Origin of the sequence: Clostridium sp. chh4-2 (genome assembly GCF_002899675.1) — a bacterium.
Lineage (GTDB): Bacteria > Bacillota > Clostridia > Lachnospirales > Lachnospiraceae > CHH4-2.
Genome location: NZ_PKUU01000024.1, coordinates 63113 through 81764, shown reverse-complemented (window position 1 = coordinate 81764; position 18652 = coordinate 63113). Strand labels below are relative to the sequence as shown.

The following is an 18652-nucleotide window of genomic DNA, read 5'->3' as shown; positions in this document are numbered from 1 at the left end:
TATTAGTTTTGTTTTTTCTTCTGCTTTGCCATAGTCATTACATACCACAAAGCACCGGTTACACAAACAGAAGAATAGGTACCGCAGACAATACCAACCATCAATGGAAGCGCAAATTCACGGATGGAAGAAACTCCCAAAAGGAATAATACAAATACCATGATAAATGTGGTTAAAGAAGTATTGATACTTCTTGTAAATGTCTGTGTAATACTCAGATTCACAACCTCTTCCAAAGACTGTTTATTGGTCTTCGTTGCCATGTTCTCACGGATACGGTCGAAAATAACGATCGTAGCATTGATGGAGTATCCGACAATTGTCAGCATACATGCGATAAACGTGGAACCAACTGACCATTTTGCAGCCGCATAGAAGGTAATAACTACCAGCACGTCATGAAGCAGCGCTAAAACTGCACTGGCTGCAAACTTGATATCTTTAAAACGGAACCAGATATAGATCAGCATACAGATCGTAGCGATTACAACTGCGATTACAGCATCTCTCTTCATCTCATTGCTGACCGCACCGGAAATGCTTTCCGCCGTGATCTTTTCAGATTCTACGCCAAAGTTCTGAACCATCGCATCATCAAGTGCCTGACGCTGTTCTACGGATAAAGTCTTTGTCTTAATGATAACTTCATTGGAACCTGCTACCTTCTGAGTCTGAACTTCCGGATCTCCGGTCACCTCTGCGACTACAGGCACAACCTTAGATGAAATATCCTCCAGGGACATATCTTCATTAAACGTTACATTGGTAGAAGTTCCGCCCTTAAACTCCATGCTGTAGTTAAACGGACTGCCGATTGAGCTTGTGTTCACGCCCATAAATACAAATCCGGCCAGTACCAAAATAAGTGAAATTGCAAAACAGAGCTTTCTCTTTCCGACAAAATCGATGATCTTGCTGTCTTTCTTCACTCCATAGAACTTAGGATTCTGGAATCCGATTTCATATAAGCCGTATAAAGCGAATTTTGTGATAAACAATGCGGTGATCATGGAAAGCACGATACCCATTGCCAGAGTTGCAGCGAATCCCTTTACCGTACCGGAACCTCTCCAGAACAAAACAACCGCTGCGATCAATGTGGTAATATTACCATCGATAATTGCTGAAAGCGCTTTATTGAAACCTGTCTTAATAGCTGAATGAACGGTCTTTCCAAGGCCGATTTCCTCTTTAATACGTGTGAAGATGATGACATTGGCATCCACGGCCATACCGATTGAAAGCACGATACCAGCAATACCCGGAAGGGTAAGGGTTATCTCAAATGCCGCCAGCGTAATCAGGATTACACCCACATACAGGCACAGGGCAAGCACAGCTGCAAGACCCGGAACCAGATATACAATAATCATAAATACCGCTACAATAGCGAATCCGATCGCGCCCGCTTTTAAGCTGGTTGCGATGGCTTCCTGGCCTAACTTAGCTCCAACCACGTTGGAACGAAGCTCTTCCAGTTCCAGCGACAGAGAACCGATACGGATGGTGGAAGCCAGGTTTTCTGCTTCTTCATAATCCGTCATACCGTCGATCTGGCATTCTCCTCCGGTAATTGCCTCGCGGACAACCGGATTGGAATAAACTTTTCCGTCATAGATAATGGCAATTCTCTTACCCACATTAGCGGTTGTAGCATCCGCAAATGCTTTCGTTCCCGCTTCGGTAAATGTCAGGCTTACCATATATTTCTTAACGCCGTTCTGCTCGCCGATAACCGCTTTTGCAGAAGCCACCTGATCACCGGTCAGAATCTGCTGGCCATTCTCATCCGTAAAGATAAGAGATCCCGGTTTTCCAAGTTCTTCCAGAATGGAGTTGGCATCTGAAACGCCTGGAATATCGATGTTAATACGGTTGCTTCCTTCCTGGTAAACTTCAGCTTCGGTACTGTAATTCTGAACCCTCTGCTGCAGTTTGTAGATCGTATCTGACATGCTTTCCGCACTTGGATCCGGATCAACAGCCTGATACGTGATGCTGACACCTCCGGCTAAGTCCAGACCGAGTTTGATATCGTCCATCGTATCATAACCGAAGTATCCGAACACGCCTATGGCAATCAACAGAATCAGCAGGCCAATCAGGCCTTTTCCTTTGTTGTTCTTCATGATTTTCTTCTCCTCTTTTTATTCGTCGGCTAAGGCCGCTTTAATCATAATCGCGCACTCAATCCGCTTTTTCTGCATCTCGCATCCGATATCATACGCATCCGTAATGGAACCATGGAATTTAAATGAATTCGCCGCACAGCCGCCGCTGCAGTAAAATCTTGCGAAACAGTCTCTGCATTTATCCTTTGCATAGACATTACAGAGCTTGAACTCATCTCTGACTGCGGTATTCGTAACTCCGGTATCCACATTGCCAAGAAGGTATCCTTCCTCGCCAACGAACTGGTGGCAGGGATAGAGGTCCCCCCATGGTGTCACGGCCAGGTATTCCGTACCCGATCCGCATCCTGACAGCCTTTTCGCCACACACGGCCCCTGCTGCAGGTCTATCATGAAATGGAAGAAATTAAAGCCTCTTCCTTCTTTTTTCCTCTTAATGTATTCCACCGCCAGCTTATCATACTCTTCCATGATCTTAGGAATATCCTCTTCTCTTATGGAGTATGGCTCTTCCGGCAGAGAAACTACCGGTTCAATGGACATCTGCTTAAAGCCCAGATCCGCAAAATGAATCACGTCTTCAGAGAAATCCAGATTATTGCGCGTAAAGGTCCCTCTTACATAATAATTCATCTGTTTCCGGCTCTCCGCAAACTTCTGGAACTTAGGCACAATGATGTCATAACTGCCCTTTCCATTTCTGGACGGGCGCATCAGATCGTTGATTTCCTTTCTGCCGTCTAAGCTGAGCACCACATTGCTCATCTCGCGGTTGCAGAATTCCATCACTTCGTCATCTAACAAAATTCCATTGGTTGTCAGGGTAAAACGGAACCTCTTATTATATTCTGCCTCTTTTGAGCGTCCGTATTCCACCAACTGCTTAACAACTTCCCAGTTCATCAATGGTTCGCCGCCAAAAAAGTCCACTTCCAAGTTTCTCCGGCTTCCGGAATTGGCAATCAAAAAGTCCAAAGCCTTTCTTCCCACCTCAAAACTCATCAGGGCTCTGCGTCCATGGTATTCGCCTTCTTCCGCAAAGCAATACCTGCAGGCCAGATTACAATCATGAGCAATGTGGAGGCACAGAGCCTTTACCACAGTCTCCCTTTTCTTAAAGTCAGTCACATAGGTCTGATATACGTCTTTCGTAAACAGTTCCTCTGCATCGATTAATTCCTGAATATCATCCAGGCTTTCCTGTATTAAAGTCTCTTCATACCGGCCCTTTAAAGCCTCTCTGACAGCGGAAATTACCTCCCCCGGCAATTCCTGGGCCTTTTCCAGCTCCGGCATGATGGATGATGCCGCTTCAACCGCATCATATACTGCGTCATCTACAACATGGACGGAGCCGCTGTTGACATCCAAAATGATGTTGTAGCCGTTATTTTTATACTGATGAATCACAAATATTCTCCTTGTCTAGCGCCCAATCTCCGATTGGAAAACGCACATATTAGAACAGATAAAAATTATATCCTATGATATAAAAAGGAGTTTCGCTCGCGAAACTCCGCCTGATTTTTCTGCATATCCGGAAAACAAGCGAAAGACCCCTACGATCTGGCCGACCATAGGGGTCATATCTTATCTGCCTTATCTTATTAATTCCCGGTCACCTTATGTAAACTGCTGAAATGAAAACAGAAACTATCTGTCAGCGTTTTCGCAGCTCTGGTTTCCTACTGTACAAGATGTTTTGCATGCTGACTGGCAAGAAGTCTGGCATTCACCGCATCCGCCTTTTTTCATTGTATCTTTCAGTGTGTTTTTACTTAATGTTTTTACATGTTTCATATCTATCACCCTCCTGGTTTATTCAGTTCGCCTCGCGAATTGTTTGAAGTCCTGAAAATTATATCACATGTTCTTCACCAACGCAAGTTTTTTACGTAACTTGGGACATATCTCAGCCCTGAAAAGAATATATTGAAGCATAGAAATCTGATAAAGGAGTTCACACATGGCAAACTCAAAAATGAAAGCGGTACTCAGGTCCCTTCTTTTTTCCTACCTGCTGACAGGCATCCTTTTGGTCCTCTCTGCGTTCGCCCTATACAAGCTGCGCTTAAAGGAAAGCCAGGTGGCGATCGCAGTCAATGCCATCTACATCATCACCTGTCTTATCGGCGGTTTTCTGGCGGGAAAAGGAATCCGGCAGCGCCGTTTTTTCTGGGGTTTTTTACTGGGCGCTCTGTATTTTCTGGTCTTGTTCCTGGTATCTATGATTCTGGGAAAAGGTCTCAGCGGAAACATCACACAGATCGGTACCACTCTGGCCATATGCGCTTTGAGCGGAACGGTGGGCGGCATGATGAGTTAACCTGTATTCCGTTTTTCTGTTGTCCTCACCGATGCCGGAAAAACGGAGCTTTCAGGGTTCTATGCGCTCTTTCCGTCTTCCCCTTGATCCTCTGCCTCAAGCAAATACAGATGTATGGTATCGATCCTGTTCTTTTCCACCTTTTCAACCACCAGGCGCACCCCTTTGTGGGTCACCTCTTCGCCTTCGTCCGGCAGATGGTCTAAAAGTCCGATCACCAGACCGCCGATGGAATCATAATCATCCGATTCCAGTTCTAAATCCAGCATGTCATTTAAATCATCCAGTTTCATGGAACCTTCTACCAGGTACTCGCCCGGCGCCAGTTCAATCAGGCTCTCCTCTTCATCTTCATCGTATTCATCCCTGATCTCTCCTACGATCTCTTCCAGCATATCTTCCAATGTGATCAGACCCGCAGTTGCCCCATATTCATCTAAAACAATCACAATATTGTTAAATGTCTGGCGCATCTCAACCATGAGCTCAGACGTTTTTTTAAACTCATAGGTATAAAGAGGCTGGCGCAGATAGTCACGTACTGAGAAGCTGTCTTTATCTTCCAAAAGAAGCAGATCCTTCATATTAATAATGCCGATTACATTATCCGTTGTGTCCTCATAAACGGGCATACGGGTAAAACGCTCTTCCTTATACAGTTCTAAAAGCTCATCATAAGTCATATCCACATCCACGAACACCATATCAATCCTTGGCACCATGATGTCCTTTGCAAGAGAATCCCCAAAATCGAACACATTGGTGATCATCTTCTTTTCCTCTGACTCGATGACTCCCTCTTCATGACTCACTTCCACAATTGTTCTCAGTTCATCTTCTGTGATGGAATCCTGCTTTTTATTGGGATCGATTCTCAAAAGTGTCAGAAAACCGAGAGATAATTTATTTACAACAAAAATAACGGGTGTCAATACATACATCAATGCATACACCACGCCTGCGTACTTTAATGCTATTTTTTCCGAATAAATGGTGGATAAGGTCTTTGGTGTGATCTCCCCGAAAACCAGGATCACTAAAGTTAAGATACCGGTTGCAATACCAACTGCCTTATTATCAAATACATGAATCGTAAATGTGGTCGCCAATGAAGAAGCGGACAGGTTTACAATATTGTTACCGATGAGAATTGCGCTCAGCATCTTACCCTGGTCTTCAATCACCTTGGTCAATGTAACCGCCTGCCGGTCTCCATTCTCTGCCAAAGTCCGGATACGTATCCGGTTTACCGTGGTAAGCGCTGTTTCTGCTGATGAAAAAAATGCGGAAAGACATAATAAAATAATAATCGCAAGCAACTGTTTGACGTCACTCGAATCCAAAAAGATCAACTCCTGTTTTTTAATATTTTGCTTCTGATTGTACATGATATATACTAATCTGTCAACAAAGAAACTCAAGAGTTTGGCACAGAATTGTTATTTAACGGGGTTGGCGAAAGATACGCACGGAATGGGGAGGCGGAGCCGGGAGCGGCAGGTCGGAGGAGCCGTCCGGGCCGGGGAAGGAAGTATGCAGCCGTATGGGATTCGGGATTCGCCCCTAAGAACTACTAAGGCCCGTAAGGACAGAATGAGGCAGGCCAGCGCCATTCGCAGTGAACTCTTGATGACTTCGCTGCTCAACGGCGCTTTAAAAACTGAGACGGAAATCAGTTTTTACCTGCCTCGTTCTGTCCTTACGGGCCTAAGTAGCTCTAAAGGGGTTCCATACGATCCCATACGGCTGCATACTTCCTTCCCCGGCCCGGACGGCTCCTCCGACCTGCCGCTCCCGGCTCCGCCTCCCCATTCCGTGCTGGTTTTCGCTAGCCTGGTTAAAAACAATATTGATGCATAGGTATTTATGTAGCATCACATTTACATTGATCGTCAAAGCAGTTTCAGAAATGCCGTCGGTTTTTACTTTAAACGTCAAGGCATTTTGCGAAAAGCCCTCACCCTTTACATTAAATGGTGAAGGCATTTCTGAAAAAGACTTAACGGTTGATGTAAAACTTTACTATCCCATCCACCAAATCTTTTTTATTCTTAGCTAGCAAGCAACAGCCGGAAAGAAGGGGAAACCTGGGCGGGCGGCGGAACTGATGAGAGATAGGGGATCGTTTGCAGACCCTTAGAGGTACTTGGTCGGCAGAAGCGGAAAAAGGCAGACAAATACTGAATTCCGAATCAGTATTTGAGGCGCCCTTGAGCGATGAAGTCATAAAGAGTTCACCGCGAATGGGCGCCGCTCTGCCTTTTTCCGTTTCTGACGGCCTTAGTACCTCTTAGGGTCGAAACTCGAATCCCCTATCTCTTATCAGTTCCGCCGCCCGCCCAGGTTTCCCCTTCTTTCCGGCGTACCTTACTCAGTTAAATAAAGATTTATCAATGTTTCATTTCTTTTATGGACTGGATCAACTCGCTGATTAAAAGTAGAAGCGCACCTGCAAAGATAAAGAGATCGCCCAGATTAAACACCACTTTTTTCAGTTTTTTCCACTGAATGCTGAAATAATCGATCACATATCCACGCACCATCCGGTCATACAGATTGCTCAGCGCTCCGCCGATGGCGAAGGTCAGCGCAATTTTCTCCAAAAGCTGCCCCTTCTTAGGCAGCAGCCAAAGTAAAATTCCGGCCAGACCTGAAGTCATGATTAAAGGGACATTCTTTACCAGTTCCGGTTTTTCCTTTAAAAAACCAAATGGGAACCCTTCATTGTGGTTGCGGTAAAGAAGGATCTTTCCCTGGCTTTTTTCCAGCTCTCTTGGAAATGTCTCCGGATCCTGTTGTTCGATCGATTCCTTTAACAGAAGATCTATAACAAATATTATTCCTGCCACACAGATGAAAACCATGATGATACCCTCCTGTTCTTCTTACACCTATTGTTAACATTTTACTATAAACCTGCATATAATACTAGAGAAAATTTATAATTGCGGAGCCGCTATGGAACCCTGCAGTGCAGACATTACCTCCGAAGATTATGCTGATTTTATCTACCGGCACACCAGTCTTCCACTGGAAGAATTGTATCGTATTTATGATTCACCATGCATCGATTTTATAAACCGCGAACTCCTGGTGATTTACCGTCCTCTACAGGATGTTCTTCCCTTGTCTTTAGAAAAATATTCTTATGAAACAATTCCAAAGCTTTATTCTCTGTTGGACACCTCCAGCATGGACGCTTCCGGTATCACCGACAGCCGCGCACAGCCGGCGTTTAATTCGTCAGGAGAAGGAGTTATCATCGGTATCATTGACACGGGAATCGACTATACCAATCCGTTATTTCAAAATCCGGACGGAACCACACGGATTCTGGGCATTTGGGATCAGACACTTCCTGAAAATGGTCCCGGCGGCGTAACCTTCGGCTTTGATTACTCCCTCCTTTACGGACAGGAATTTACGGAAATTCAGATCAACGAAGCGCTCGCATCCCCCGATCCTTTGTCTGTCGTACCGTCCATGGATACCAATGGACACGGAACTTTTCTGGCAGGAATAGCCGGAGGCGGTGAAACGGAAGACGGAAGTTTCTTTGGAGCGGCGCCTTCCTGCCGCCTTGGAATCGTAAAATTAAAGCCGGCCAAACAATACCTGAGAGATTTTTACGGAATTCGGGAAGACGCCATCGCTTACCAGGAAAATGACATTCTGACGGGAATCCGTTATCTTCTGAATCTGTCTTATCTGTACACTGCCCCACTGGTTCTGCTGTTAGGGTTAGGAACTAATTCAGGAAGCCATTCCGGCACCTCGTCTTTGGGGTTGTTCTTTCGCCAGATCAGCCTGACCGGCGGTGTGGCCAGCGTTATCGCGGCGGGTAATGAAACTGGATTCCGCCATCATTTTCTTGGAAGTATCAGAGAAGATGAAAGTTATGAGGAGGTGGAATTAAGAATTGCAGAAGGTGAACGAGGGCTTACGGTTGAATTATGGGCCAGAGAAGCAGAATTATATACGGTTGGTTTTATCACTCCATCCGGGGAACAGATCGAACGCATACCGGTCTTACGCGGTAATGAAACACGGATCAATCTCCTGCTGGAGCAGACCGTTATCACAGTTAATTATATCACCTCAGAAATGGGTTCCGGCAGCCAGCTTGTCTTTATCCGCTTTGAAACACCAGCAGCCGGCCTGTGGAGAATCCGGGTCTACAATTCTCTTTTTATCACAGGACAATACCATATGTGGCTTCCTGTACATGGGTTTATTAGTGATGATACCGTATTTCTGCGCTCCAACCCTGACACCACGATTACAGAGCCGGGAAACTCCCCCGCACCCATCACAGTCAGCGCTTATAACCACCAAAACGGCAGCATCTACATCCATTCCAGCCGCGGTTTCTCACGAGACGGCGGAATTAAACCTGAACTCGCTGCACCTGGCGTGGATGTCTATGGTCCTGGGCTGGGCAGAGACACCGAAAACGGCAGGGTCTTTCCCATGACCCGCAGAACCGGCACATCTGTAGCGGCCGCCCATGTGGCCGGCGCCGCCGCCGTTTTGCTGGGATGGGGATTAAAAAATTCGATCCCTCTGTCCATATATCAGCCCGGCGTTAAAAGTTATCTGGTGAGGGGAGCATCAAGAAATCCAGCGTACACATATCCAAATAGGGAATTCGGCTATGGCACGCTGGATCTGTTCAATTCGTTGCTGCGTTTTCGTGAATAGAATTATCCTCTCATCTCAATCATCGGTCCGCCGCTCTTTTCCAGATAGGATCTGGTTATGACCACAGAACCGATGTTAGGGTCTTTTGGAATCTCATACATGATATCCAGCATAAATTCTTCAATTATGGCACGGAGAGCCCTGGCTCCTGTCTCCCGTTTAATCGCTTCCTGAGCGATCCATTCCAGGGCATCATCTTCAAAAACAAGCTTCACTTCGTCCAGAGACAGCAGTTTTATGTACTGCTTTAAGATCGCATTCTTAGGTTTGCGTAATATCTCCACCATCATCGGCACGGTCAGTCCTTTGAGCGTTACCGTGATGGGCAGACGGCCGAGGAATTCGGGAATCATACCAAATGCTCTCAAATCCGCATTGGTGACCTGGCTGAGCAGATCAGGATCATTATCAAACCTGTCTTTTAAATCGGCTTCAAAACCGATGGATGACTTTTGCGTCAAACGCTCCTTTATAATATCTTCCAGATCCGGGAACGCGCCTCCGCATATGAATAAAATATGGTCGGTATTCACGGTTGTCATCGGGGTAAGTGCATTCTTCTGGTTGGAACCCACCGGAACTTCCACCTTGCTTCCTTCCAGCAGCTTCAAAAGCTCCTGCTGCACGGATTCTCCGCTGACATCCCTGGTATTGGTATTTTTCTTTTTTGCAATCTTATCGATCTCGTCTATAAATATGATCCCGTGTTCCGCCCGTTCCACATCATTGTCGGCAGCGGCCAGAAGTTTAGATATAACGCTCTCAATATCGTCGCCGATATATCCGGCTTCCGTCAAAGACGTGGCATCCGCAATGGCTAAAGGCACATCTAAAAGGCGCGCAAGCGTTTTTACCAAATAGGTCTTTCCGCTTCCTGTAGGGCCGATCATCAGGATGTTGGACTTTTCAATAACTACGTCCTCTCCCTTTTCCGGATCTGCCGGCATGTCCAGCATCACGCGTTTATAATGGTTATAAACGGCTACGGAAACAACTTTCTTCGCCTTTTCCTGGCCGATCACATACTCGTCTAAACGGCGTTTAATCACATGAGGGGCCGGAATGTCCTTGATCGTCAGTTTCGGCGCTTCCTTGGCCGCTTTCTTCTTAATCTTCTGCTTATTGGGAATTGCCATCTCCGGCACATTGGTAAATTCATTGAGATTCATGTTCATATAAGGCATGTTCTGAATCTGCGAGAAATCAAAATTGCCCTTGGTAATGGAATCAAATGCCTTCTGCATGCAGTCATTGCACAAGCACATGCCGCCCGGCATGGAAATCATCTTTCCGGCTTTGCTTTCCGGCCGGCGGCATACATAACATATATTCTCATAATCATTATTATCGTCTTCGTCTGTTGTATTTTTATTCTCTTCTAATTCCTTATCCTGGTTTTCCAAACTGTTTCTCCTTTTCTCGCGTTGAAATTGATGATAACTGACCAGATCAGTGGTACGAAAAGAACCCATGTCTCTAAAGCCATGGGTTCATTATAATACATTTTTGTTCCGGGCACAAGCGAGTCCAAACTTCTCATTATTTGGAAGTTTCAACCTGCGGACGGAATCCGAGAGTCACGTCCACACTGTGCTCTTCATATTGTCCATTTTCCAGCGACTGAACAGTCATCGTCACAGTTTCTCCGCCTTCATAATAAGTCAGAAGTTCCTGAAGATCCGCCATGGAACGAACGCCCTGTCCGTCAAATTTAGTGATGATGTCTTTCTCGCGGAGGCTGGATTTGGCTGCCGCCCCGTCATCTAAAATCTTGTATACGTAAACACCTTTCGGCATACCGAATTCTTTCGCAGCCGTCTCGTCGATGTTCTTTCCCTGAATGCCCAGATAACCCTGTTTGCTTTCTTCCACCGCATTCCTGGTCTCTCTGTTCATCAGTTCATTGATAATATCGCTGGCCTGGGAAATCGGAATCGCATACCCCATGCCTTCCACCTCGGTGGATGAATATTTGGCAGCGTTGATGCCGATCAGTTCGCCCTGCATGTTAAGGAGAGCGCCGCCGCTGTTGCCGGGGTTAATGGCTGCATCCATCTGAAGCAGGTTTCTTGTGGAGGAATCGTCCGTCTTAACCTCTCGGTTTAATGCGCTGACATAACCTACGGTAACAGACTGTCCATATCCGAGGGCATTGCCGATTGCGATCACACCCTGGCCCACTTTCAAGCTGTCGGAGTCACCGATCTTGATTGCAGAAATCTGAGACAGAGTCTCCGCAGGGATAGAAGACAGCGGTACTGCCACAACAGCCAAATCGGAATCCGCATCCGTTCCTTTAATGGTGGCTTCAACAGACTGGTCATCAATAAATGCCACGCTCAGGTTATTGGAATCCGCAACCACATGATTATTGGTTACAATTAAAAGTTCTTCATCATTCTTTCCTACGATAATACCGGAACCGCTGCTTGGAACCTCATAGGTCTGAGACGGTCCGAACCAGGAATTTGTCTTATAAAGCATGGTATTGTTAATCGCCACAACTGACGGCATGGCCTGCTCAACAATGGCAGACACGTCCGTGACAATGGCCTGAGAGGCTTGAGCAGTTGTTTCCTTTTTTTGAGTCTCAGCTTCTGTCTCTGCTTTGCCTAAGGTAACCGGCTGTGTCTCTGTCTGAACCGGTTTGGCTAAAAAGCGGTCTGATAAAACATTGATGCCCACCATAGTCCCGCCGGATACCGTTCCAAACAGCAGCGCTGCCGCTGTGATTCCCGCTATCTTTCCTGCTACTGAATGTTTCTTTCCCGGCTTTTTCTTAGGCTCCGGAGGAATCTGGCTGTACACCGGTCCGGACGCATATGGTCCCTGATAATATCCGTTGGGAATCTGCGGGTTCTGGCTGTAGCGGCTTTGTTCCTGACGCTGCCGGGCCTGACCGTTATACTGTCCGCCCCCGGATGGGTTCCTGTTTTCCGTTCCCATTCTCTGCTGATAACCGGCTGACTGGTTATACCCGGCCGCCTGTGGGCGGTAAGAGGATGCGTCCTGTGCAGGCTGGTTCATCCGTTCCGGTTGTGGGGTCCGATTTATCTGTGACGGCTGATTTGCCTGTTCTGGCTGCACCGTCCGGTTCATCTGTGACGGCTGATTTATCTGGCCCGGCTGCACCGCCTGGTTCATCTGTGACGGCTGATCTGCCTGCCCCGGCTGCACCGGTTCCGATTTTGCGGAATCCTGAAGAACAAAATTTACTTCTAATGCCTCTTCACTCTGTTTTTCAGGCTGTGATGATATCTGTTCCGATCTCTCATTCTGTCGGTTCAAAACCGTCTGTTTCTCACTTAACTCCTGATCCTGTATATCCTGATGCGCCGTCTGGCTTACTATATTCTCTTCCTGTTTTGAAACTTCCGCATGTTCATCAGGATTCATATAACCGAATTCATTTTTATTATTTTCATCGTACATAATATGATCCCCCTTCATCTTAACAACTGATTTTAACTACTTTTTATGGTTATATCCTATCAGCTATTTGTGATGAAATTGTGATAAAATTATAATGAAATTGTGAAATGAACGCTTCCTTCCATCTAAAATATCCCCCCATGGATACCCCTTAATCAATCCTCCGGTTCCAAATCGTCAAACAGATCAGAGTCATAAAATTCACGGATGCTGATTTCAAACCCTTCTGCAATCTTCTTAATATTGGCGATACCGGGATTTTTGCTTTTTCCATTCAAAATACTTTTTACGGTCGAAGGCGGCATGCCGGCCTTATATATCAGCATATATTCTGACATACGTTTCTGTCTGCACAACTCTTTAATCCGCTTTTTTGTCGCTTCGTATACCTGCATCTTACTTTCTCCTTTTTTCAAATAGTGTATTCGAATTCGGAAACAATTTCGGGCGATATAACGTCCCATATATTTATGAAATACATCATTTATTCATTTATTATTGTCCTGTTCACAACAATTAAGTGTATTTATTTCTTTTCCTCCATATAATACTTGTATATTACTCGTTATTTCTGTTTCTATGGTAAATTATTTATACAAAATGTGAGGTGGTCTTATGCAGAACAGCACTGATATTATCCGTGAATTGAGAGAAGAGAATGAATTAAAACAAATACAGGTTGCAAAGATTCTTGGAATCACGCAGCAGTCTTATTCCAATTACGAGACAGGTGCCCATGAATTCCCATCCCGTCATTTAGTTAAACTATCTGAGTTTTACGGAGTGACAACGGATTATCTTCTGGGTAAGACAGAATACCGCCAATACGTCTCCGATTTAAATAAACCGCTTGTTAACCACACCACCATCGGAGATTTTCTTTCCCTGTTAATGTCTCTTGATAAAGAAAATCGTAAACATCTGATTTCATACGCTAATTATCTGCACACACTTAATAAAAAAGAGGATAATTAAAAGGCAAGATGAACCGCATTCCTGATTGAAATGTTCATCCTGCCTTTTTTTATTCCATATTCTTTGTTTCTTCTACGATGTAAATCGGCCTGTCCTTCAGTTCTGAAAATAAGATGGAGATATATTCCCCTATGATTCCCACAATGATGAAAAGGATTGAAAACATGAAGCAGATCAGCACGATCATGGTTGCATATCCCGGCGGCGTGCCTACCGACGCCCAGGAATAAACCGTATAAACCAGCACGGCCAGCCCTAAGACCGCCGCAAATATCCCTGCATAAATCCCCAGCTTCAGCGGCAGATTGGAAAAGCACATAATGGTATTGATGGAAAAGCGAAGCAGCTTCCGAATGCTGTATTTGCTCTCTCCCGCAACCCTCACCCGCGCCTCGTATTCCAGCGTAGTCTTCTTAAACCCAAGGTTTTGGACATATCCGCGCAGAAAACGCACTTTTTCCCTGTAGTTCTTTTTCAGCACCTCAGCCACTTTATCGCTTATGGCAAAGAAATCAGAGGCATTTTTTTCAAATTTAACATCGGAAACCGCATTGATCAGATCGTAAAATGCTCCCGATGCAAAGTTTTTAAACCATCCTGCAGACTGGTTTTTCGTCCGCACCATGTTGATAACCTGATATCCCTCTTCCATCTTTTCAATGATCCGGGGAATGCATTCCGGAGGATGCTGTAAATCCGCGTCCATACAGACAATCCCGTCTCCGGTGCTGTAGTCGATTCCTGCGATCATGGCAGCTTCATGGCCGAAATTCCTGGAGAAATTCACGGTTTTCACTTTCGTGTTCTGCTGTGCCAATTCGCTCATAATGCAGTAACTGCCATCCTGGCTCCCGTCATTGACGAATATCAGCTCATAGTCCCAGGAAAGCTGTTCCAAAACCTTCACCGTCTCCGTATAAAATTTATTCAATGCAAGTTCTTCATTGTAAACCGATACAACTACTGAAATTTTCTTATTCATAGATCTCAATCTCCATGCTGGAATGGGACGGAACACGCTCTTTCTCCGGCGGCAGTTTATTGTAATCACCATAAATCCAGGTGAGCACCTGATGCCATTCTTTAGGAGCCATCAGTTTCGTATCTTCAAATTCCAGGTCTACCGTTTCCTCACACCACTCTTTCTGCAAGGTCACATACAGGTAGTCGGGCTGATAATTGCTGTAATAGCGCAGATTGCTGCGGCCCTTTTTATCTTTCACAGCCAGCATACGCTGCATTTTAAATATAATCTTCATGGGAATCATTTTTCCCACAGCGGAAAGGCCGCCTACAAACACTTTGTACATGAAACTGTAATTGCTAAAATCCAGCTGATAGCGGTGCCCCATAGCCAGGCCGTAAACTGCTTTATGAAGGAACAGGGTCAGTGCCGCCGAACTCTTCTTCTCCGGCAGTTCGTCGATGATGAAAAGATCCACCCAGAGATGGTTCAGCGTTCCCTCGTAATATTCCATTTCCGGAGTACTTTCATGGGTTTTGCTTTTATCGTACATGATTCTGGACGTGAAGTCATAAAACGCTTTTCCGCCTTTTAATGTGGTGCAGTCGAAAAACGTCATTCCTTCCGGCAGTTCCCGTCTTACTACTTTTACAAATGCTTCATAGTTATTTCTGGTAAACGCCACGTCCGCGTCGTCGTCCCACGGAATAAACCCTTTATGGCGCACAGCGCCAAGCAGGGTTCCGGCATCCATTAAATACTTAATTCTATATTTCCGGCAGATCCTGTCGATCTCCTTTAATATCTTCAGATTCGCCTCATGAACCTTTTTAAGGTCATAGGCTGTATTGTTATCACTCATATCCTTTTGGCTCCTCGCTGTTTCCGCGCCTAGCGGACTGCTTCACGGATGGTTTCTGCCATGTAATCGATCATCTCGCCGCTCATTCCCGGGTATACGCCCACCCAGAAGGTATCTGCCATGATGCGGTCGGTATTTTCCAGGCTTCCTGCAATTCTGTATCCGCTCTTTGATTCTCTCATCTGGTCAAAACAGGGATGTTTTGTCAGATTTCCGGCAAACAGCATTCTCGTCTGGATTCCCTTGTCCTCCACATAGCGGACAACTTTATTGCGGTCCACGCCTTCTTTGCAGGTGATTAAGAAGCCAAACCAGCTGGGATCGGAATTTTCGCATGCTTTCGGCAGAATCAGCTTTTCTTCGGTTCCTTTCAGTCCTTCCTTCAGCCTTGCAAAGTTCGCTTTTCTTTTCTCCACAAAGGATGGGAATTTCTTCAGCTGTGCACAGCCGATAGCCGCCTGAAGATCCGTGGCCTTTAAATTATATCCAAAATGGGAGTAGACATATTTGTGGTCATATCCTAACGGCAGTTCTCCGTATTGACGGTCAAACCGGTGGCCGCACATATTATCCCGGCCCGATGGACAGACGCAGTCCCGGCCCCAGTCGCGGAAGGAGCGGATGATCTTATGAAGAAGAGGATTGTCCGTATAAACGGCTCCGCCCTCTCCCATGGTCATATGATGAGGCGGGTAAAAGCTGGAGGTTCCGATGTCTCCGATGGTTCCCGTAAACTTCATCTCTCCTTCAATCATGTAACGGCTTCCCAGCGCGTCACAGTTATCCTCCACCAGCCACAGATTATGTCTGTCGCAGAAGGCTTTAACTTCTGAAAGATCAAAAGGATTGCCGAGGGTATGGGCAATCATAACCGCTTTCGTCTTCTCTGAATACGCCTCTTCCAGACGGGTCACATCGATGTTATACTGCGGAATGGTCACATCCACAAAGACCGGAACCGCGCCATACTGGATCATCGGAGTGACGGTTGTCGGGAATCCGGCCGCCACGGTAATCACTTCGTCTCCGCGCTTTACCCGGCGCTCTCCCAGAAGGGGAGAGGTCAGCGCCATAAATGCATTTAAATTGGCGGAAGACCCGGAATTCACCAAAGAACAGAATCTCACGCCCAGATATTTTCCAAGCTCCGCTTCGAACTGGTCCGTATATCTGCCCGAAGTGAGCCAGAATTCCAAAGCGCTGTCCACCAGGTTAGTCATCTCTTCTTTATCGTATACACGGGATGCATAGGAAATGCGGTTGCCCGGTTCAAATGGCTTCTTTTTATTATGAAATTGTTCGCAGTAAGCCCCTACCATCTCTAATATCTCTTCTTTGGCCTGCTGCTCTGTCTTATTTTCAAACATAGCTTCCTCTCAGTCTGCCGTCTGTGCGGCGTTTTCTATCAAAAACTCTTTGTAAATCCCCAATCTATCGGCCCTTCTGCCAAAATTCCAGAATCTGCCGGTCCATCACCGCCATCATGTCCTCGCCGTTTAAATAGGCTTTTGACCATTCCACCGTCTTTTCAATGGCCTCTTCCACATGATAATGGGGACGCCATCCAAATACATGCTTAATCTTGGAGCAGTCTAATTTCAGGAAATTGGCTTCATGGGGTCCGCCGTCATAACGGTCTGCCCAGCTGATTCCCTCTCCCCACGCTTCGCAGAACAGGTTCACCAGCCGGCCTGTGGTCACACAATCGCAGTCATCCGGCCCTACATTATAGTATCCCTGATATTTTCCATCCTCATACTGGCTCTTTGCAATCATCATATACACATGCAGAGGTTCCAAAACCAGCTGATACGGCCTTGTGGAATGCGGATTCCTCACCTCGATCTGCCGTCCCGCCGCCGCCGCACGGATACAGTCCGGTATAATCCGGTCATTGGCAAAATCACCGCCGCCGATCACATTACCGGCCCGGGAAGTGGAGATTGCGCAGCGCCCGTCCTCAAAAAATGATTTCTTATAGCTGTGCGTCACCAGCTCGGAACAGGATTTGCTGTTGGAATACGGATCATAACCGTCCAGGGGATCGCACTCCCGGTATCCGTATTCCCACTCCTTATTTTCATACACTTTATCGGTTGTCACATTGAGAAATGAGCGGACACAAGGATTCTGCCTCACACATTCCATCACATTAACCGTTCCCATCACGTTTGTTTCATAAGTATAAACCGGATCTTTATAAGAATCCCTCACAATCGGCTGCGCGGCCAGATGAAACACGATCTCCGGCTGCACTTCTTTAAATACTTCAGCCAAATGAGCCCGGTCCCGGATATCTCCAATCACAGAATGAATCGTCTCTTCCAAACCGGCCGCACAAAACAGCGATGGGCTGGTAGGCGGCTCCAGCGCATATCCGGTTACCTCTGCCCCGGAAAGGGTCAGCATTCTGCAAAGCCAGGAACCTTTAAATCCCGTATGGCCGGTTACCAATACTTTTTTTCCCTGATAAAAATCTTTCATTAATTTTCCCAAACCTTCCACGGCGCCTGCCCTGACTGCCACAGGCTCTCTAATTTCATCATTTCTCTCTGAGTATCCATACACTGCCAGAAGCCGTCATGATAGAAGGACATCAACTGGCCTTCTTCCGCCAGACGCTGCATCGGCTCCTGCTCAAATACGGTGCTGTCATCTTTCAAATAGTCAAATATCTCAGGATTCATCACCATGAACCCGCCGTTTATCAGCGCACCGTCATTGTCATCCTTTTCACGGAAAGAACGGATGGTGTTGCTGTCATCGATATCCAGCACGCCCTTCATCTGTCCCAGGTTTACCGTGGTGATGGTAGCAATCTTTCCATGGCTTCTGTGGAACTCTTCCAAAGCCTTTAAATCCACCGTGGAAACTCCGTCGCCGTAAGTGAGCATAAACGGCTCGTTCCCTATATATTCCCTGATCCGTTTGATTCTGCCTCCGGTCATGGTATGAAGCCCGGTATCCACAAGCGTTACCTTCCACGGTTCCGAATAGTTATTGTGCACTTCCATCTTATTATTAGCCAGATCAAAGGTCACATCCGAAGTATGGAGGAAATAATCCGCAAAAAACTCTTTTACCACATACTGCTTATAGCCCAGACAGATCACAAATTCGTGGAATCCGAACTGGGAATAATATTTCATAATATGCCAGAGAATCGGCTTTTCACCGATCTCGATCATCGGCTTTGGTTTTAAATGGCTTTCCTCACTGATTCTGGTCCCAAGACCTCCTGCCAAAATTACAACTTTCAT

General features: G+C 46.1%; 17 protein-coding genes. 4 read left to right on the top strand and 13 right to left on the bottom strand.

Translation table 11 applies throughout. The features are described 5' to 3' along the window. Positions 1 to 2: 2 nt before the first annotated feature. From secD to scfA, 3 genes are all read right to left on the bottom strand, one after another. Positions 3 to 2129 (bottom strand): protein translocase subunit SecD, encoded by a 2127-nt coding sequence (gene secD / locus C0033_RS21315; protein ID WP_103229932.1) that lies wholly within the window; start codon positions 2127 to 2129, stop codon positions 3 to 5. 18 nt (positions 2130 to 2147) lie between these two features. Continuing rightward, the gene (scfB, locus tag C0033_RS21310) at positions 2148 to 3542 is read right to left on the bottom strand and encodes a thioether cross-link-forming SCIFF peptide maturase (RefSeq protein WP_103229931.1); all 1395 of its coding nucleotides are present in this window, start codon (positions 3540 to 3542) and stop codon (positions 2148 to 2150) included. Positions 3543 to 3785: 243 nt separating this feature from the next. Continuing rightward, positions 3786 to 3932 (bottom strand): six-cysteine ranthipeptide SCIFF, encoded by a 147-nt coding sequence (gene scfA / locus C0033_RS21305; protein ID WP_103229930.1) that lies wholly within the window; start codon positions 3930 to 3932, stop codon positions 3786 to 3788. Between the two features lie 166 nt (positions 3933 to 4098). Here scfA and C0033_RS21300 point away from each other — a divergent pair, with 166 nt between their 5' ends. Further along, complete coding sequence (locus C0033_RS21300; protein WP_103229929.1) at positions 4099 to 4458, top strand: TIGR04086 family membrane protein; 360 nt, start codon at positions 4099 to 4101, stop codon at positions 4456 to 4458. Between the two features lie 59 nt (positions 4459 to 4517). Here C0033_RS21300 and C0033_RS21295 read toward each other — a convergent pair whose 3' ends face one another. Beyond that, a complete protein-coding gene (locus tag C0033_RS21295; protein WP_103229965.1) occupies positions 4518 to 5801 on the bottom strand; it encodes a hemolysin family protein in 1284 nt (427 codons plus the stop codon). Positions 5802 to 5910: 109 nt separating this feature from the next. On the opposite strand from C0033_RS21295, the gene C0033_RS27180 reads away from it, so the two are divergent. Continuing rightward, positions 5911 to 6318, top strand: a complete 408-nt coding sequence (locus C0033_RS27180) for a hypothetical protein (protein ID WP_180994842.1) — start codon at positions 5911 to 5913, stop codon at positions 6316 to 6318. A 530-nt stretch (positions 6319 to 6848) separates the two neighbouring features. Here the strand turns inward: C0033_RS27180 and lspA are convergent. Further along, the gene (lspA, locus tag C0033_RS21285) at positions 6849 to 7322 is read right to left on the bottom strand and encodes a signal peptidase II (protein ID WP_103229927.1); all 474 of its coding nucleotides are present in this window, start codon (positions 7320 to 7322) and stop codon (positions 6849 to 6851) included. A gap of 94 nt (positions 7323 to 7416) precedes the next feature. Between lspA and C0033_RS21280 the strand changes: the two genes are divergently transcribed. Beyond that, positions 7417 to 9159 carry a S8 family peptidase gene (locus C0033_RS21280; protein ID WP_103229926.1) on the top strand — a complete coding sequence of 581 codons (1743 nt, stop codon included), beginning with the start codon at positions 7417 to 7419 and terminating at the stop codon, positions 9157 to 9159. Between the two features lie 2 nt (positions 9160 to 9161). Here C0033_RS21280 and clpX read toward each other — a convergent pair whose 3' ends face one another. The 3 genes from clpX to C0033_RS21265 all read right to left on the bottom strand — a co-directional run bounded on the left by clpX (position 9162) and on the right by C0033_RS21265 (position 12986). Continuing rightward, positions 9162 to 10631, bottom strand: a complete 1470-nt coding sequence (gene clpX / locus C0033_RS21275) for an ATP-dependent Clp protease ATP-binding subunit ClpX (protein WP_103229925.1) — start codon at positions 10629 to 10631, stop codon at positions 9162 to 9164. A 67-nt stretch (positions 10632 to 10698) separates the two neighbouring features. After that, positions 10699 to 12591: a trypsin-like peptidase domain-containing protein gene (locus tag C0033_RS21270; RefSeq protein WP_103229924.1), complete on the bottom strand. Its 1893-nt coding sequence runs from the start codon at positions 12589 to 12591 to the stop codon at positions 10699 to 10701. Between the two features lie 155 nt (positions 12592 to 12746). Continuing rightward, complete coding sequence (locus C0033_RS21265; protein WP_103229923.1) at positions 12747 to 12986, bottom strand: helix-turn-helix transcriptional regulator; 240 nt, start codon at positions 12984 to 12986, stop codon at positions 12747 to 12749. Between the two features lie 220 nt (positions 12987 to 13206). Between C0033_RS21265 and C0033_RS21260 the strand changes: the two genes are divergently transcribed. After that, positions 13207 to 13566 (top strand): helix-turn-helix transcriptional regulator, encoded by a 360-nt coding sequence (locus C0033_RS21260; protein WP_103229922.1) that lies wholly within the window; start codon positions 13207 to 13209, stop codon positions 13564 to 13566. Between the two features lie 49 nt (positions 13567 to 13615). Here C0033_RS21260 and C0033_RS21255 read toward each other — a convergent pair whose 3' ends face one another. From C0033_RS21255 to rfbF, 5 genes are all read right to left on the bottom strand, one after another. After that, the gene (locus C0033_RS21255; protein ID WP_103229921.1) at positions 13616 to 14548 is read right to left on the bottom strand and encodes a glycosyltransferase family 2 protein; all 933 of its coding nucleotides are present in this window, start codon (positions 14546 to 14548) and stop codon (positions 13616 to 13618) included. Next, positions 14541 to 15392 carry a LicD family protein gene (locus tag C0033_RS21250; protein WP_103229920.1) on the bottom strand — a complete coding sequence of 284 codons (852 nt, stop codon included), beginning with the start codon at positions 15390 to 15392 and terminating at the stop codon, positions 14541 to 14543. Before C0033_RS21250 ends, C0033_RS21255 begins: the two co-directional genes overlap by 8 nt. 29 nt (positions 15393 to 15421) lie before the next feature. Further along, positions 15422 to 16759, bottom strand: coding sequence for a lipopolysaccharide biosynthesis protein RfbH (gene rfbH / locus C0033_RS21245; RefSeq protein WP_103229919.1), 1338 nt, complete (start codon positions 16757 to 16759; stop codon positions 15422 to 15424). A 64-nt stretch (positions 16760 to 16823) separates the two neighbouring features. Further along, entirely contained in the window at positions 16824 to 17876 is a 1053-nt protein-coding gene (gene rfbG, locus C0033_RS21240) for a CDP-glucose 4,6-dehydratase (RefSeq protein WP_103229918.1), read from the bottom strand. Then, positions 17876 to 18652 carry a glucose-1-phosphate cytidylyltransferase gene (gene rfbF, locus C0033_RS21235; protein ID WP_103229917.1) on the bottom strand — a complete coding sequence of 259 codons (777 nt, stop codon included), beginning with the start codon at positions 18650 to 18652 and terminating at the stop codon, positions 17876 to 17878. Before rfbF ends, rfbG begins: the two co-directional genes overlap by 1 nt.

Coding starts and splice junctions, on each gene's coding strand:
- secD (WP_103229932.1), bottom strand. CDS start 2,129: ATGAAGAACAACAAAGGAAAAGGCCTGATTGGCCTGCTGATTCTGTTG.
- scfA (WP_103229930.1), bottom strand. CDS start 3,932: ATGAAACATGTAAAAACATTAAGTAAAAACACACTGAAAGATACAATG.
- C0033_RS21300 (WP_103229929.1), top strand. CDS start 4,099: ATGGCAAACTCAAAAATGAAAGCGGTACTCAGGTCCCTTCTTTTTTCC.
- lspA (WP_103229927.1), bottom strand. CDS start 7,322: ATGGTTTTCATCTGTGTGGCAGGAATAATATTTGTTATAGATCTTCTG.
- C0033_RS21280 (WP_103229926.1), top strand. CDS start 7,417: ATGGAACCCTGCAGTGCAGACATTACCTCCGAAGATTATGCTGATTTT.
- clpX (WP_103229925.1), bottom strand. CDS start 10,631: ATGGGTTCTTTTCGTACCACTGATCTGGTCAGTTATCATCAATTTCAA.
- C0033_RS21270 (WP_103229924.1), bottom strand. CDS start 12,591: ATGTACGATGAAAATAATAAAAATGAATTCGGTTATATGAATCCTGAT.
- C0033_RS21265 (WP_103229923.1), bottom strand. CDS start 12,986: ATGCAGGTATACGAAGCGACAAAAAAGCGGATTAAAGAGTTGTGCAGA.
- C0033_RS21260 (WP_103229922.1), top strand. CDS start 13,207: ATGCAGAACAGCACTGATATTATCCGTGAATTGAGAGAAGAGAATGAA.
- C0033_RS21255 (WP_103229921.1), bottom strand. CDS start 14,548: ATGAATAAGAAAATTTCAGTAGTTGTATCGGTTTACAATGAAGAACTT.
- C0033_RS21250 (WP_103229920.1), bottom strand. CDS start 15,392: ATGAGTGATAACAATACAGCCTATGACCTTAAAAAGGTTCATGAGGCG.
- rfbH (WP_103229919.1), bottom strand. CDS start 16,759: ATGTTTGAAAATAAGACAGAGCAGCAGGCCAAAGAAGAGATATTAGAG.
- rfbG (WP_103229918.1), bottom strand. CDS start 17,876: ATGAAAGATTTTTATCAGGGAAAAAAAGTATTGGTAACCGGCCATACG.
- rfbF (WP_103229917.1), bottom strand. CDS start 18,652: ATGAAAGTTGTAATTTTGGCAGGAGGTCTTGGGACCAGAATCAGTGAG.